This window comes from Pseudoramibacter faecis (genome assembly GCF_036289405.1).
Taxonomy (GTDB): Bacteria; Bacillota; Clostridia; order Eubacteriales; family Eubacteriaceae; genus Pseudoramibacter; species Pseudoramibacter faecis.
In genome coordinates this window covers 24,079-39,172 of record NZ_JAYFFI010000007.1, presented here as the reverse complement: position 1 = coordinate 39,172, position 15,094 = coordinate 24,079, and the positions used below count along the sequence as shown (strand labels likewise).

Here is a 15,094-nt window from a genome sequence, read left to right as displayed (position 1 = left end):
CTTTGAAAGGAAATGCGATGAACAACAGTATCGTCACCATTGAGGATATGACCATGGCCTATCACGATGCGCCGGTTCTCTGGGATGTGGACATCCAGATTCCGGCCGGATCGCGAACGGCCATCATCGGGCCTAACGGCGCCGGAAAGTCCACCTTGCTCAGGGGTATTCTGGGACTTCAGCGCCCTTTATCGGGCAAGGTGTTAATCGACGGCCTGCCAATCAAAAAAGCATTGAAAAAAATCGCCTATATCCCGCAGACAGGCACAGTCAACTGGCATTTCCCCACCAATGTTTTGGACGTCGTTTTGATGGGGCGCTACAACCGCGTCGGCTGGATCCGAAGGCCCGGCCGCCGGGACCGACAGGCCGCCTCCCAAGCCATTGAAATAATGGGCCTTACGGATCTTCAGCATCGACAGATTGCGCAGCTCAGCGGCGGCCAGCGGCAGCGGGTGTTTATCGCCCGGGCCATCGCCCAGGATGCCGGCATTTATTTAATGGATGAACCCCTGGCCGGCGTCGACAAAAAAACCGAGGGTATCATCATTGATTTCATTAAAACCCTGCAAAAGGAAGGACGCACCGCCATTGTCGTTCATCATGATTTAAACACCCTGGCGGATTATTTTGACCACGTCGTCATTCTTAACCGAAACGTCATCGCCCAGGGGCCCGTGAGCGATGTCTTGACGCCGGCCAACCTCGAGCGGGCGATGATGGTGGGAGGATCCTATGCTCAACGTTAATGTTTTAACCAGTTATGCCTTTATCGTCGTAGCCCTGGGAACCTCTCTGCTCGCGGCGGCCGCTGGTGCCGTTGGTTGCATCAATGTTCTCAGGGGCGAATCTCTGATCGGGGATGCCATCGGCCATGCCACCTTTCCCGGTGTGGTTTTTGCTTTTATGCTGGCATTGCAGCGCAGTCCCGCCGTGCTGCTCCTGGGCGCTCTTTTTACCGGCGCCGTCGCATACTTGCTTATTCAATTGCTGAACACACATTCCAAGCTTGATCTCGATGCGATTCTGGCCGTCGTGCTTTCCGCCTTTTTTGGCATGGGCATGGTTCTCAAAAGCTATATCCAGGGAAATTCCCGTTATGGCCGGGCTTCCCAGGCAGGGCTTCAAAACTATATTTTCGGGCAGGCCGCATTCATCATGCGCGGCGATATCAAAGTCATCTTCGCCGTTGCGCTGGGAATCTTGCTGCTATTGCTCCTGTTTTATAAGGAAATAAAGGTTTCTATTTTTGACCGCGAATATGCCGCCGTCATTGGCCTGCCTTCCGGAATTATCTCGGGGATAACCGTGCTGATGACCCTGAGCGTGATCGCCACGGGATTAAAACTGATCGGCGCAATCTTGATTGCCTCGCTGCTTGTCATCCCGGCCATCATCGCCCTGCAGTGGAGCAGTCGCTTCGACCGCGTGATGATCATTGCCGCCTTTTCGGGCGGAACATCTTCGCTTGTCGGCACTTATATATCGACGATATGCAATGGCATGTCCACCGGACCCGTGATCATCGTGGTGATGAGCCTGATGGCGCTGATCTCTTTGGTCTTCGGCCCCCGGGGCGGCCTTGCCAGATTCAGAATCAGGAGGCGCTACCGATGATGACCGCCATCACCCTGCTAAAAGATTTTTTGATGGGCAACGAAGCCCTGTGGGTCCTCTGGCTCACTGCCGTCACCTGTGCGCTCATTGGCTCTTTTTTGGTCCTCCGGCACCTCTCGATGGTCTCAGACGCCATCTCTCATTCGGTCCTGCTGGGCATTGTGCTGGCTTTTTTTGCGGTGCACGATCTGCGTTCGCCTTGGCTTGTCATCGGGGCCGCTGTTTTCGGCGTGTTGACCGTGATGGCCGTGGAGCAGCTTTCCAAAACCGGCCTGATCCGCAATCACGACGCCGTAGGCATCGTCTTCCCTTTGTTCTTTGCGCTCGCAGTGATCCTCATCACAAAATATGCCCGCAACGTCCACCTCGATACGGACATGGTGCTCATGGGAGAGGTTATCATGGCACCCCTGTACCGAATAACCGTGCTGGGTTACTCATTGCCCAAATCGCTGATCGCCATGGGACTGGTTTTTTGTGTCAACCTGACCTTTATCTTGATCTTTTTTAAGGAGCTCAAGCTAACGGCCTTCGATCGGGAATTTGCCATCACCCTCGGCTTTTCCTCTCCCTTTTTATTTTATGCTCTGATGACCCTTTCTTCCCTAACGGCCGTCATCGCCTTTGACGCGGTCGGGGCCATCCTGGTCGTCAGCTTTTTGATCGCGCCCAATGCCAGCGCCTACATGCTCAGCAAGGATCTCCGGCAGATGCTTCTCATCAGCGTGCTTTATGCCTCAGCCAATACGATCATCGGTTATCTGCTGGCCCTCGCAGCGAATGTATCCGTCTCCGGCATGACCGCCGCTGTGGCCGGCGGCACCACCCTGCTGACCTTCTTCCTCCACAAGGACGGCCTGGTCACCACCCTGCTTCGCAGGCGAAAGCAGCGCCGCCGCCTTTATCTTGATTTATTGACGATACACATCGGCAATCACATGGGCACCCCCGACGCCTTCCGCGAAAACGGGGTCCTGACGATCAAACATCATTTGCACTGGCAGCCGTCGATGATCGAACGCCACGCCGGCATCCTCGCGGCCGACGGTCTGCTGACTGTCCAAAACCAGCAGTACCTGCTGACGCCAAAGGGACTCTGCCGATATCACAGGCTCCGGCAGAATCTCTGATCCTTTCAAAAGGCAAGCCGTCGCTTTTCAATAACCGTTAACGCGTTTATTTTTTTCTTAACCTAAAATATATGTGCGCATTTTCATTATGAAACTGCTTGAAAGGCTTTCAGGTCTGTCGTAAAATTTAATTGAAGTATGAATTAAATGTTGCTGATTTATTACTTCCGCCGGTGCGCCTACACCGGCATTTTTTTATTGCCATTTTTTTGTGCGCCTGCGCTCCGCGCAATGCGCTTTTTTCTTCCGCTATTTTTTCTCTGAATGCGTTTAAAAATGTTCTTTTGATTTCGCCTGCCGTTTCTCCCGTCAAATTCAAATCCAAAACCTGCGCCGTCTCCGAAAACAGCGCACAAATTAACATTGTTTTCACGCATGGCTTGTTCTATAATAAGATTACCCATTGAAGGTGCCCCGGCGACGGGGAGAATAGGGAATCGGGTGCAAATCCCGAGCGAACCCATCACTGTGATCAGTTGGGATCCGCTGTTAACCACTGCCGACAGCACATCGCCGGCGGGAAGGGGCGGACCTGGCGCGCATAGCGCCGGCTGTCAGTCAGGAGACCTGCCTTGAATGATGATGCATGGATGACGGTAAAGTCCATAGTCGAACTTTTTTCGGCTATGGGCTTTTTTGATGTCACGAAAGCCCGGCACTGGCCGAAACGGCACCAACACTTCACAAATCAAAGGAGAAGCAGATGACATTACTTGAAAAAGCACGCGCTGGCGAAATCACCGACGAAATGCGCACTTGTGCGGAGCACGAAGGCATCGATCCCGAAGTGATTCGCCAGGGCATGGTCGACGGCACCATCGTCATTCTTCACAGTTTTAGAGAAAACATCCGCCCCGTCGCTGTGGGCAAGGGCCTCTTTACCAAGATCTCGGCCTCGGTGGGCCTGTATGAAGCCGGCGACACCGTCGACGGCGAAATGGCCAAAATTGACGCCGCCATCAAAGCCCATACCGACACCATCATGGATCTCTCCGTCCGCGGGCCCATCGAGGCCATGCGCGAAAAGGTCCTCGCCACCGTCGATTGCCCCGTCGGCACCCTGCCGATGTACGAAACTCTGGCAGAAGCCGCCGACAAACACGGCACCGCCATGGCCATGACCGAAGACGACATGTTCGAAATGATTGAACGCCAGGCGAGCCAGGGCGTGGCCTTTCTCGCCATGCACCCGGCGACCACCCTGGACGTCATCCGGCGCGCCAAGGAGGAAGGCCGCATCGACCCGCTGGTGTCCTACGGCGGTTCCCACCTCATCGGCTGGATGATCCATCATCAGAAAGAAAACCCGATGTACACCTATTTCGACCGGATCATCGACATCTGTCACCGCTACGACGTCGTGCTCAGCTTCGCCGACGGGATGCGCCCGGGCTGTGTCGCCGATTCCCTCGACGCCGCCCAGGTGGAAGAGCTCGTGCTCATCGGCACCCTGGTTCGCCGCGCAAGAGAAGCCGGCGTCCAGGTGATGGTCAAAGGGCCGGGCCACGTGGCGATGGACGAGATCGCCTGCACGGTCCAGCTCGAAAAGAAGCTCTGCCACGGCGCGCCCTACTTTATCTTCGGCATGCTGCCGACAGACACCGCGGCCGGCTTTGACCACATCACCTCGGCCATCGGCGGGGCCATCGCCGCCTGGCAGGGCGCCGATTTCCTGTGCTATGTCACCCCGGCGGAACACATCGGCATGCCCTCTGCCGACGACGTCTATCAAGGGGTGATGGCCTCGCGCATCGCGGGTCACGCCGGCGATGTGGCCAAAGGGCTTCCCGCCGCCGTCGACTGGGATAAACAGATGTCCGAAGCACGCGTCGCCATGGACTTTCCCAAACAATTCAAGCTGGCCATGGATCCGGAAACCGCCGAACGCATGTGGCGGGAACGCTCCGACGATTTTGCCAGCGAGTGCACGATGTGCGGCAAACTTTGCGCCGCCCGCATCGTCGAAAAAGTGATGAACGGCGAAGACGCCGTGACCTTTGAATCCCAGGAGGCCTAAAATGAGCACACAAATGTTAGAAGCCCGCGCCGGGCGCACCACTGAAGAAATGGAACGGGTCGCCCTCCAGGAAGGCGTGACGCCGGAATACATCCGCGAGCGCGTGGCCGACAGCCGCATCGTGATCCCGAAGAACACCCGCCACAACCGCAGCAAAATCTGCGGCATCGGCGAGGGCCTCGACATCAAGGTCAACTCGCTGATGGGCACGTCCTCCGACCGCAACGACAAGGCCATGGAAAAGCGCAAGCTCCAGCTGATTGAGGAAGCCGGCGCCGACGCCTTCATGGATCTGTCCACCGGCGACGACATCGACGGCATGCGCAAACAATCCATCGCCAATTCCAACATCGCCGCCGGCTGCGTGCCGGTTTATCAGGCGGCCAACGAAGCCATCGAAAAACACGGCTCCATGGTCGCCATGTCCAGCCAGGATCTGCTCGACGTGATCGAAAAGGAATGCGAAGACGGCATGGATTTCATGGCCGTTCACAGCGCCTACAACATGCAGCTTTTCGATATTTTGAGAAGCACCGGCCGGCTGGCCAATATCGTCTCCCGCGGCGGCTCCATCATGACCGCTTGGATGCACTACAATCAAAAGGACAATCCCCTTTATACCGAATTCGACAAAGTGCTCGAAATCCTCAAATCCACCGATACCGTGCTCTCCATCGGCGACGCCATCCGTCCCGGGGCCAATTTCGACTCCCTCGACGCGGCCCAGATGGCCGGCCTGATGGTGGCGGGCGATTTGGCCAAACGCGCCATTGAAGCCGGCGTGCAGGTGATGATCGAAGGGCCGGGCCATGTGCCGCTCAGCCATATCGCCACCACGATGCAAATGCAAAAGCGCCTCTGCCACAACGTGCCCTATTACATCCTCGGCTTTTTGGCCACCGACGTCGCGCCGGGCTACGACAACATCACCGGTGCCATCGGCGGCGCCTTTGCCGGGATGCACGGCGCGGATTTCCTGTGCAATCTCACCCCGGCCGAGCATCTCGGCCTGCCGACGGAAGAAGACGTGGTGATGGGCGTGCGCACGGCCCGCATCGCCGCCGACTGCGCCAACGTGCTGCGCCGCGGCGGCCGCGCCTGGAACCGCTCCCTGGCCATGGCTAAGGCCCGGGTCGACAATGATGTGCCGGCACAGATCGACAACGCCCTGATGCCAGAAGTGTTGAGCGAGCGTCTTGCGAAGGAGCCGAAACACGGCCACTGCGCGGCCTGCTCGGAGGGGCTTTGCCCCGCCGACGTGGCCTACGATTATTTCTTCGGCGACAACGCCTGACCGTTAATTGCCGAACAGGCAGCGGCAAGAGCGCCTGCCTGTTCGCGTTTTACCAAACACAAAGCATAAAGGAGCAAAATCATGGCAAAATTATCCCTGAACGCCGTTCTCGCCGGCATCACCCCCGCGGATAAGGATTGGGAGGCCAAGGCCAAAGGCCGGGTGGAGGCTTTAGCCGTGCCGCCCTGGAGCCTCGGCCGCCTGTCGGAAATCGGCGTGCGGCTTTGCAGCATGCAGCGCACCCTCTCCCCGGACGTTTCGAAGAAGTTGGTCATCACCTGCGGCGCGGACGAAGGCGTCGCCGACGAAGGCGTCTCTGCCTTTTCCCAGCAGGTTACCCAGGAAATGCTCGCCAATATCGCCGCCGGCGGGGCCTCCATCAACATCCTGGCCAGGGCGGCCGGCGCCGAGGTGCACCTGGTGGATCTCGGCGTGAAGGGCGACTTCCCCGATCTCATCGCAAAGGGCGTGCTCATCGACCGCAAAATCGCCTACGGTTCGAACAACATGCGAAAAGGCCCGGCAATGACCCGCGAACAGGCTGTTGCTTCCCTGGAAGCCGGCATCAATGAGGCCAGTCAGGCCGTCACCGAAGACGGGGTGAAGCTCTTGGCCACCGGCGATCTGGGCATCGGCAACACCACACCTTCGGCGGCGATTCTCGCCGTGATCGGCGGCTTTCCCGTCGCCGACGTCACCGGACGGGGCACCGGGGTGGACGCCGCCGGCCTACAAAACAAAATTCAGGTGATCGAAGACGCCATCGCGCTGAACCGCCCCGACGCGGAGGACGGGCTCGACGTGCTGGCTAAGGTCGGCGGCTTCGATATCGGCGGCATCGCCGGGACCATCCTCGGCGCGGCTTACCACCGCACGCCGGTGCTGGTCGACGGCTTTATCTCCACCGCCGGCGCCCTCATCGCCAAGACCCTGTGCCCCGCGGCGGCCGACTACATGATCGCCGCCCACAAATCCCAAGAGCCAGGGCACACACTGATGTGGCAGACCCTGGGCATCCGCCCGCTGCTCGATCTCGACATGCGCCTGGGCGAGGGCACCGGGGCGGCCGTGGCCATGCACATCGTGGCGTGCGCCGCCCGCTCGATGACCGACATCCTCACCTTTGAGGAAGCCGCCGTGACCGAAAAGAACTGACGCCATGATTCATTACGATCCCCACGAAGACGCGAGCCAATACCTCGAAGATTTGGCAACCGCTTATTGGGCATCCGAGGCCCTGTTCACCGCTTTGGGAGCAGGGCTTTTCGATTTGCTGGAAGATATCCGGTCTGCCACAACCGCTGCCATCGCGACCCGGCTGAGCTGGGCGCCGGACTTCGCCGAACGCTTTTTAGCCCTGCTCCGGGAGCTCGGGCTTGTCGATCACTACGGCGGCCGGTGGTTTAACACCGCCCTGGCCAGCCATTATCTGGTTACCGGATCCTCCCACGAACAATGTGCCAATATTCGCTGGCGTGAGGCCCTCAAGGCCGAGTGGGCCGCCCTGCCCGCCGTGCTCGCTGCCGGCACCCGCACCCGTTTTCCCGGCGAAGCCGCGAGCGACGCCGCCATGGAAGCGCGGCGCCGGGATTATCTTAGCGCGATGGACGCTGTGCTCACCGGCAAGTTAGAAGAAATTTTGCCGATGGCGCTGCCCGCCCTGCCAAAAAATGCCCGCATCCTCGATGTGGGCGCCGGCAGCGGGGCTTTCGGCTGTGCCTTTCTCGAAGCGCTGCCCGAAGCCCGGGCCACATTGATGGATATCCGCCAAATGCTGCCCATTATGGCCGCGGTCAATGCCAAGCGTCCGCAGGCCCTCAACCGCCGCGTCACCCTGCGGACGCAAAACATTCTTAAGACGCCTTGGGACGCCGGCCACTACGATCTCATCATCCTCTCGAACATCGTACACGCCACCGGCAAAGCCGAATCGGCAGCCGTTCTCGCGGAGGCGGTCCGCCACCTCGCCCCCGGCGGACTTATCCTCATCCACGACTTTTTCACCGAGCACCGCCCGCTCAAAAGCCGGCTCTCCGACATCAATATGATGGTCAACACCTACAACGGACGGGCCTATAGCGCCGCCTGGGTCAAAGAGGGCCTTGAAGCCACAGGGCTCACGGCCACCGCACCGGCGCCGCTTGCCACCGATACGGCTGTGGTTTTCGCGGCGGCAAACCCGGCCACGCTTTCGCGGCTGGCCCTCGACCGTGCCGCCCAGCTCATCACGCCGATTAAAGCCTGCGGGTTTCTGGACGCGATCCCCTTTGATCCGAAAGCGGTGGTCTTCGCCGAGTTCGCCCGGCACAAATGCGCCTTTGGCTGCAGCTCCGCCGGGACCAAAACCTGCGCCGTCAACGACGCGATGAGCTTTGAAGACGCCCAGCGCCTGGTGCGCTCCTACCAAAAGGCGCTGCTGCTGCGCGCCGAGCCGCCCACCGGCGATTTTCAGCGCAATTGCCTTGCAGCCGAGGCCCTGGCTTTCAAAGACGGCTTCTATAAGGCCTTTGTCTTTTGGGCCGGCCCCTGCAGCATCTGCCCCGACTGCGATCCGGTTGCGCCCTGCGCCAACGCGGGCCATCGCCGCCCCTCGATGGAGGGCAGCGGCATCGATGTCTATGCCACCGTGGCCCGCGCCGGCGAAACCCTGCACACCTTGGACCACAAAGGAGAAGTCGTCAAATATTACGCGCTGCTCCTGCTTGAATAATTTGGAAAGAATCATGACCCATCAACACAAAAAAGTTTTGCTCATTCAGGCCATCTCTATGGAAGGGATGAATATCGAACGGGTGTATCCCATCGGCATCACCACCCTCGGCACCATCATTCACCGCAGCGGCCGCTACGCCGTGCGCATCTTCGACATGAACATGGCCGCTAATCCCTACGCCGGGCTGAAACGAATCATCGCCGAATACAACCCCGATGTGCTCGGGATCTCCCTGCGCAACCTCGACCCGCTGGGCAACCGCACCACGTCGCTGATCGTGCCTTTCGCGCTGACTCTGCATTTTTTGCGGCAATTCGCGCCCGACCGGCCGCTGATGGCCGGGGGCACCGCCTTCGCCCTCTTTCCCGAGCGGCTGATGCGCGACTTTCCCGCCATCACCTGCGGCATCGTCGGCGAGGCGGAGCTGAGCGCCGTTGCCGTGGTCGACGCCCTGGCGGAAGGCAGCGCCCCGCCGGACCTCCCCGGGGTTATCCGGCGCACGGAAGCTGGCCTGCGCCTGACCCCACCGGCCAGCGATTTCGATATGGGCGCCTACCAGCCGATCGACCGCGACCTCAACGATCCGATCCCCTATCTTGCGGTGAACAAATACGTGGAGAGCATCGGCGTCGAAACCAAACGCGGCTGCTGTTATCACTGCGGCTACTGCTCCTATCCCAAGCTTTCCGGCCGCTGCATGCGCCTGCGGGATCCGAAGGCCGTCGTCGACGAGATCATCGATCTCAAAAAGCGCTACGGCGTCACCCGCATCCACTTCACCGACTCCATTGTCAATTTCCCGACAAACCATCTCAATGCTATCTGCGAGGAACTGCTCCGCCGGGACACGGGCATCCATTGGTCCGGCTTCTTCCGGGAGGATCTGTTTACCCCGGAAAACGCCCGGCTTTATGCCGCGTCGGGCTGCGAATCCTTTTCCCTCTCGCCGGACGGCCTGTGCCAACAGCACCTCGACCTGCTGGACAAGCACATCCGCGTCGAGGATATTCTCGCCACCGCCGAGATCCTCTCGCAGGTCGGCATCACCACCGTCTACCATTATTTGGTGAACCTGCCGGGGGAATCGGCAAAGACCGTCCGGGAATCCAAAAAAATGATCGACGCGATTTACGACATCCACTGCGGCACCAAAAACCTGGGCACCATCGTGCTCAATTTGGTGCGCATCATGCCGGACACCAAAATCGAGCGCCTGGCCTTAGAATGCGGGGAAATCACCCCGGACACCGATTTGCTCTATCCGGTGTATCACGATCCGGCGGCCTACCGCACCCTGCGCTACGAGCTCGAGGTGTATCACCAACAGAAAAACATCGCCATGTGGAACGGCTTTGCGCCGTGACCACCATCACCAAAAAGAGGAACCCTCATGAAAATTTTATTACTCGAACACCCCCGCGTCCCCTCGAAGGCGCGCCGCAACGACATCGCCAACACCACCCTGGCCTCGTGTCTGAACTCCGGCTATATGGCCGCAAATCTCTTAACGCGCGGCCATCAGGTGGAATTGGTCGAAGGCTATATGGAAAACCTGAGCTACGAGGCCATCGAGGCGAAGGTCGCCACCTTTCGCCCACAGCTTCTCGCCGTCCACCTGGTCTACAACTGGGAGGACAACCACCGGCTTTTTGATTTTTTAACGCGGCTCAAAGCACAATACGCCGTCGCCCACCTGAGCGCCTACGGCTACTATCCCACCTTTGCCTACGAGGAGGTGCTCACCCGCTGCCCGGCCATCGATTCGGCGATGCTCGGCGAGAACGAAAACACCGTCGTCGCCCTGGCCGAGCATCCTGATGATTGGCAAAATCTGCGCGGGCTCGCTTTCCGCGAAGCCGGCGGTGGTTTTGCCGCCTCCTTCGGCGCACCCATCGAAGATCTGGACGCCCTGCCCTTTCCCATCCGCAAGGCCACATCCTACCCCGACGGCGAGGTGAACATCTTCGGCAGCCGCGGCTGCTACAACAACTGCACCTTTTGCTACATCAACCCCTTTTACGGCGATACGGCCGGCTGCCCGCACTGGCGGGGCCGCTCTCCGGAAAACATCGTGTCCGAGATCGATCAAATCATCGCCCAGACCGATCACCGCTATTTTTATTTCACCGATCCCAACTTCTTCGGCCCGGGGAAAGCCGGCCGGGACCGGGTGCTGCGCCTGGCTGCCCTTTTGGCCGAGCGGCCGATTACCTTTGGCATCGAGGCCCGAGCCAACGATATCGATGACGCCGTGACCGCCGCTTTGGTGGATGCCGGCCTCACGGATATCCTCGTCGGGCTCGAGAGCGGCCGTCAGGAGGCCCTCGACCGGCTCGGCAAGCACACCACCGTCTCCCAGAATGAAGCTGCTCTGGCCATTTTGCGCCGCCACGGCATCGAGCCCAACGTCGGCTTTATCATGTTCGAGCCCGACTCCAGCTTCGACGACCTCCGGGAAAATTTCGCCTTCTTAAAGCGCAACCACCTGCTCGACCGGTTGGAAGTCGCCGTCAACGTGCTTTATCACCACCAGATTATCCTCGCCGGCAGCGCATCCTACGTCGAGCTTGCTGCCCAGGGGCGGCTTAAAATCTCCGACCATTCGGTCTACGAGGCCGAAACGGATTATCTCGACCCCGCCGTCGACACCTTCGCCGCCTTCATGCGAAGCCTCACGAACCATATTTTTGACCGGATGATGGACACTTGGCAGGCGGCCGCTGCGGGCGACCCCGACACGCGCCGCCGCTATGCCGGGATGAACCGAATCCTGGTGGCAAGCTTCGGTGCCATTTTGAACGATCCCGCGCTGCTGGCGCAGGCCGACGCCCTGCTGGCCCGCCAGACGGCAGCCATCGACGCAGTCATGGCTTAGCTGGGACCGCGCGCGTTCTTGAAGCGCCTTGTGATTTTTTTACCTGCCAATAGCCTTTTTAACGCCGGTAAAATTGACTGATGCGCCAAAATTCAATATAATAAAAAAGATTAAGCTATTGATCTGCTCATGCATTTCGCCATTTGAAGGAGGCTCTCATTTGAACAAATCCACCACCCAAAAACGCCGGCGGCTCGGTCTGCTGCCCCGCCTGCTTATCGGCATCGCCACCGGGATACTCATCGGCAGTGTCGGCGGCCTTTTCAGCATCGGCAAAACCGCGCCCTATGTCTGTTTCATCCGCTTTATCGCAACGCTGACCGCCTTGTTTTCGACCTTCCTCAATTTTATCATCCCATTGCTCATCCTGGCTTTTGTGGCCGTCGGCCTCGCCGAGCTCGGCAAAAAAGCCAACAAACTTTTCGGCATCACCCTTGCCCTGGCCTATCTGTCGACGATCACCGCCGGTTTTATCTCGTTTATCCTCGGCAAGGCGCTGCTCCCGTCACTCATCGCCCACATCACCGGCGGCGTGGTGAAAGGCACGGAATTTAAAGTGCTCTTTGCCATCACGGTGGATCCGGTTTTCCCGATCATGACGGCCTTGGTTCTCGCTTTTGTGCTCGGGCTGGCCATGGCCAACACCGACACCCCTACGATGATGAACCTGATGCAGGATTTTAAGGCCATCATCACCAAGGTGCTCGAAGGGATCATCATCCCGCTGATCCCCTATTACATCGCCGGTACCTTTGCCAAGATTGCCGCTTCCGGCGAACTGGTGCCCACCATCATCATGTTCGCAAAGCTTTATGCCATGATCCTCGCGCTGCAATGGGCCTATATCCTCGTGCAGTTCACCGTGGCAAGCCTCTACAACAAGGAAAACCGCTGGCGCGACCTGAAAAACATCATGCCGGCCTATTTTACCGCGCTGGGCACCCAATCTTCGGCGGCGACCATTCCTGTCAACCTTGAAAACGCCAGAAACAACAGCATCGGCAGCGATGTGCGCAACTTTGTAATCCCGCTGTGCGCCACCATTCACCTGGCCGGCGACACCATTTGCCTGGTGCTCGGCTCTATGGGCATCCTCATCGCCACCGGCACGACGCCCACCCTCGCAATGTATGCCCCGTTCATTTTTATGCTGGGCATCACGATGGTTGCCGCTCCCGGCGTCCCCGGCGGCGGCGTCATGGCGGCCCTCGGTATCATCAAATCCATGCTCGGCTTCACTTCCGGCATGGGAGAGCTCATCATCGCGCTGCATCTGTCGCAGGATAGTTTCGGCACCGCCTGCAACATCACCGGCGATCAGGCCATCGCAGCGATCGTCAACCGCATCGATCAGCGTGACCGCCAAAAGACCCCTCGCCTTTCCGAGACATCCGATGTCTAAATCCGCACATAAAAACCGGCGCCCATTCGTCCTGAATGAGCGCCGGTTTTTGATTGCCGGCATTTTTTGTTTAGAATTTTCGGCTGCGCCGGTAATTCTGAGATTGCCTTCGGCCGCCCCGCCGTCTGGCCGTCACGATGAGGGCGACGATCACCGCCACCAAAATCACCGCCAATGCAACGACGCCATAAGTGAGCCAGCCGATGCGCGAGGGATTCCCCAGGTAGCGCTGCACATTCGTCCCGGAAACCGCAATTTTGCCCTTACGCACCTGGTTGTAGGCTGCGGGCACCACCGGCTTGCCAGAAGCGTCCGGCGCCTGTGCCTTCAGATAAGTCACAAGGCACTGCCAGTCTTTCACTTCCCGGCCTTCCTGATCCGTCAGGACGGCGTCCCGCAGCGACTGAATTTCCTTGCCCGTCTTGGTTTCAAAGGAAACGCTCACCAAACTTTTTGATTTGGCAGCCAGTCGGCTCAGCCGTTTGGCCAGCGTCCAGTTCATCGTCACGGCATAGCGCTTATGGCCGCCCGCCTCCTGCCATCGGCCCAACGCGGTCTGCACCTGCACCCGCGTCACCTGATTCATCGGGGTGCGATTGCGGTCATAGGTATAACGCAAGCCGGAGAAGAAAAGCTGATGAGCCCCGCCGTTTTTCCCCTGAGTCAAGTCGAGTTCGCAAAGGTTGCGCAGATCTTCTCCGGTGAGATAGGCCACAATCATCGACGCGCCGACGCTGTGATCGCTGCCTTCTCCCGGCGCCGTGACCTGATACAGATCCGCCGCGGTGAGATCCCCCGCCGAAAGACTGCCGCGTGTCCCGCCAGCCTCCGCAATGCCGATAACGTTTTGCCTTTTACCATTCTGCGCCTGATGGCGATAGGCATCCGTCAGCAGGTTTTCGATATCCGCATCGCCGAATTGCCGCTTCACTTTTGCAGCCGACACGAAGCTTTTGTTGCTCCGGGCAATCACCGTGTCAAAATTCAACTGATGCGCGTCGAGCGCCCGTTTTTGAACGGTCTTTTGATAATCGGCGATTTGCCCGGCCACCGTCTCGTCCGCTTTGATTTTTTCGGTCACCGGCACCAGCCCGTAGGCCTTGACGGCACCACTTTTTGCGTTCAGATCCAGCACGCCGAGTTTTTCGCCTCGGGTGCCCGCCGCAACGATGGCCGCGTTGTTTGCCGTCAGCGGATCCGCCAGCGCTCGGCCTGTTCCGCCGAGCAAAATAGCATTGATGCCGTCGACCTTATCGGCCAGCGTTTCGGCTTCAGCTGTCGTGCCGCCGCCCTGAAACAGGCAGATAATGCAATCCACATCCTTTTTTTTCAGAGCGGTTACACAACTTTTCGCGGTTTTAACCGGATCGGCAAAGCTCAGATCGCCGCTGTCGGCGATCTGGGCCGCAGCATTTTTGCCCATCAGTCCGAAGACGCCCACTTTTATTTTACCGGCATGGATCACTTTGGTCCTCCGTCCCACCGAGGCGTAGGCCTTTTTCAGCGTGCGGCTGTCTTTGCTTTTGCCAAAGGTTAAATTGGAGGCCAGCACCATCGGCGCGTGCGCAGCTGTGAGCCCCGGCACCGTCCAGGCCTTTGCCAATGCCGAAACGCCCTGCGCCAATTCGTCGCTGCCCAGCGTTGTCGCGTCATAGCCCATCGTGCCCATCAGTTTGAGGCCCGGATTGTCCGTCGCGCCAATCGTGGTAAATAACGACCCCTGGGAATAATTCCCTGTGTCCAGCACGACGGCGCTGTCTGTTTTATTGGCCGCGATCAGGCTGGCCAGCCGGCTGTAGCCTCCAACACTGCCCCTGCCCTTGGCCGTTGGCGTCAGCTGCGCCTGCAGATCCGTGGTAAAAATCACCCGCAGCGTTGCGGTCCCGGTTTTTTCCGCCGCCTGCACCGACGCACCGCTGCCCCAACAAAGCATCAGCGCCACCAAAATGCCAAGCCACCGTTTGATTCTTTGATCTTTCCCCATTACACACCTCTCGTCCGCGGCTCGCTGTTGCCGCTGTTCATGTCGAGTATTATAGCAAAGTT

General features: G+C 59.0%; 12 protein-coding genes and 1 riboswitch. Of the genes, 10 read left to right on the top strand and 2 right to left on the bottom strand.

Features of this window, described 5'->3' with window-relative positions:
* Positions 1 to 17: 17 nt before the first annotated feature.
* Genes V3C63_RS06580 through V3C63_RS06570 form a run of 3 tightly spaced genes read left to right on the top strand, consistent with a single transcriptional unit; the run spans position 18 to position 2,747 of the window.
* A complete protein-coding gene (locus V3C63_RS06580; protein WP_329887007.1) occupies positions 18 to 749 on the top strand; it encodes a metal ABC transporter ATP-binding protein in 732 nt (243 codons plus the stop codon).
* Positions 736 to 1,617: a metal ABC transporter permease gene (locus tag V3C63_RS06575; RefSeq protein WP_329887006.1), complete on the top strand. Its 882-nt coding sequence runs from the start codon at positions 736 to 738 to the stop codon at positions 1,615 to 1,617. The genes V3C63_RS06580 and V3C63_RS06575 overlap by 14 nt, the downstream gene beginning before the upstream one ends.
* Positions 1,614 to 2,747 (top strand): metal ABC transporter permease, encoded by a 1,134-nt coding sequence (locus tag V3C63_RS06570; protein WP_329887005.1) that lies wholly within the window; start codon positions 1,614 to 1,616, stop codon positions 2,745 to 2,747. The genes V3C63_RS06575 and V3C63_RS06570 overlap by 4 nt, the downstream gene beginning before the upstream one ends.
* A 127-nt stretch (positions 2,748 to 2,874) precedes the next feature.
* On the opposite strand, the gene V3C63_RS06565 is transcribed toward V3C63_RS06570, so the two are convergent.
* Entirely contained in the window at positions 2,875 to 3,072 is a 198-nt protein-coding gene (locus tag V3C63_RS06565; protein ID WP_329887004.1) for a hypothetical protein, read from the bottom strand.
* 65 nt (positions 3,073 to 3,137) lie between these two features.
* A riboswitch (cobalamin riboswitch) is annotated at positions 3,138 to 3,336 on the top strand.
* A 114-nt stretch (positions 3,337 to 3,450) separates the two neighbouring features.
* Here V3C63_RS06565 and thiC point away from each other — a divergent pair.
* The 7 genes from thiC to V3C63_RS06530 all read left to right on the top strand — a co-directional run bounded on the left by thiC (position 3,451) and on the right by V3C63_RS06530 (position 13,048).
* Positions 3,451 to 4,764: a phosphomethylpyrimidine synthase ThiC gene (gene thiC, locus V3C63_RS06560; RefSeq protein ID WP_329887003.1), complete on the top strand. Its 1,314-nt coding sequence runs from the start codon at positions 3,451 to 3,453 to the stop codon at positions 4,762 to 4,764.
* Between the two features lies 1 nt (position 4,765).
* A complete protein-coding gene (gene bzaB, locus V3C63_RS06555) occupies positions 4,766 to 6,058 on the top strand; it encodes a B12 lower ligand biosynthesis ThiC-like protein BzaB (RefSeq protein WP_329887002.1) in 1,293 nt (430 codons plus the stop codon).
* Positions 6,059 to 6,139: 81 nt separating this feature from the next.
* On the top strand, positions 6,140 to 7,213 hold the full coding sequence (cobT, locus tag V3C63_RS06550; protein WP_329887001.1) for a nicotinate-nucleotide--dimethylbenzimidazole phosphoribosyltransferase: 1,074 nt from the start codon (positions 6,140 to 6,142) through the stop codon (positions 7,211 to 7,213).
* Positions 7,214 to 7,217: 4 nt separating this feature from the next.
* Positions 7,218 to 8,768, top strand: coding sequence for a DUF2284 domain-containing protein (locus tag V3C63_RS06545; protein WP_329887000.1), 1,551 nt, complete (start codon positions 7,218 to 7,220; stop codon positions 8,766 to 8,768).
* A gap of 13 nt (positions 8,769 to 8,781) precedes the next feature.
* Complete coding sequence (gene bzaD / locus V3C63_RS06540) at positions 8,782 to 10,134, top strand: B12 lower ligand biosynthesis radical SAM protein BzaD (RefSeq protein WP_329886999.1); 1,353 nt, start codon at positions 8,782 to 8,784, stop codon at positions 10,132 to 10,134.
* A gap of 27 nt (positions 10,135 to 10,161) precedes the next feature.
* Complete coding sequence (locus tag V3C63_RS06535) at positions 10,162 to 11,646, top strand: B12-binding domain-containing radical SAM protein (protein ID WP_329886998.1); 1,485 nt, start codon at positions 10,162 to 10,164, stop codon at positions 11,644 to 11,646.
* Positions 11,647 to 11,806: 160 nt separating this feature from the next.
* Positions 11,807 to 13,048 (top strand): cation:dicarboxylate symporter family transporter, encoded by a 1,242-nt coding sequence (locus V3C63_RS06530; protein ID WP_329886997.1) that lies wholly within the window; start codon positions 11,807 to 11,809, stop codon positions 13,046 to 13,048.
* 70 nt (positions 13,049 to 13,118) lie between these two features.
* On the opposite strand, the gene V3C63_RS06525 is transcribed toward V3C63_RS06530, so the two are convergent.
* Complete coding sequence (locus V3C63_RS06525) at positions 13,119 to 15,032, bottom strand: bifunctional metallophosphatase/5'-nucleotidase (protein WP_329886996.1); 1,914 nt, start codon at positions 15,030 to 15,032, stop codon at positions 13,119 to 13,121.
* Positions 15,033 to 15,094: the final 62 nt, after the last annotated feature.

Excerpts from the sequence above, each read along its gene's own strand:
- V3C63_RS06580 (WP_329887007.1), top strand. The coding sequence starts at position 18 with ATGAACAACAGTATCGTCACCATTGAGGATATGACCATGGCCTATCAC.
- V3C63_RS06575 (WP_329887006.1), top strand. The coding sequence starts at position 736 with ATGCTCAACGTTAATGTTTTAACCAGTTATGCCTTTATCGTCGTAGCC.
- V3C63_RS06570 (WP_329887005.1), top strand. The coding sequence starts at position 1,614 with ATGATGACCGCCATCACCCTGCTAAAAGATTTTTTGATGGGCAACGAA.
- thiC (WP_329887003.1), top strand. The coding sequence starts at position 3,451 with ATGACATTACTTGAAAAAGCACGCGCTGGCGAAATCACCGACGAAATG.
- bzaB (WP_329887002.1), top strand. The coding sequence starts at position 4,766 with ATGAGCACACAAATGTTAGAAGCCCGCGCCGGGCGCACCACTGAAGAA.
- cobT (WP_329887001.1), top strand. The coding sequence starts at position 6,140 with ATGGCAAAATTATCCCTGAACGCCGTTCTCGCCGGCATCACCCCCGCG.
- V3C63_RS06545 (WP_329887000.1), top strand. The coding sequence starts at position 7,218 with ATGATTCATTACGATCCCCACGAAGACGCGAGCCAATACCTCGAAGAT.
- bzaD (WP_329886999.1), top strand. The coding sequence starts at position 8,782 with ATGACCCATCAACACAAAAAAGTTTTGCTCATTCAGGCCATCTCTATG.
- V3C63_RS06535 (WP_329886998.1), top strand. The coding sequence starts at position 10,162 with ATGAAAATTTTATTACTCGAACACCCCCGCGTCCCCTCGAAGGCGCGC.
- V3C63_RS06525 (WP_329886996.1), bottom strand. The coding sequence starts at position 15,032 with ATGGGGAAAGATCAAAGAATCAAACGGTGGCTTGGCATTTTGGTGGCG.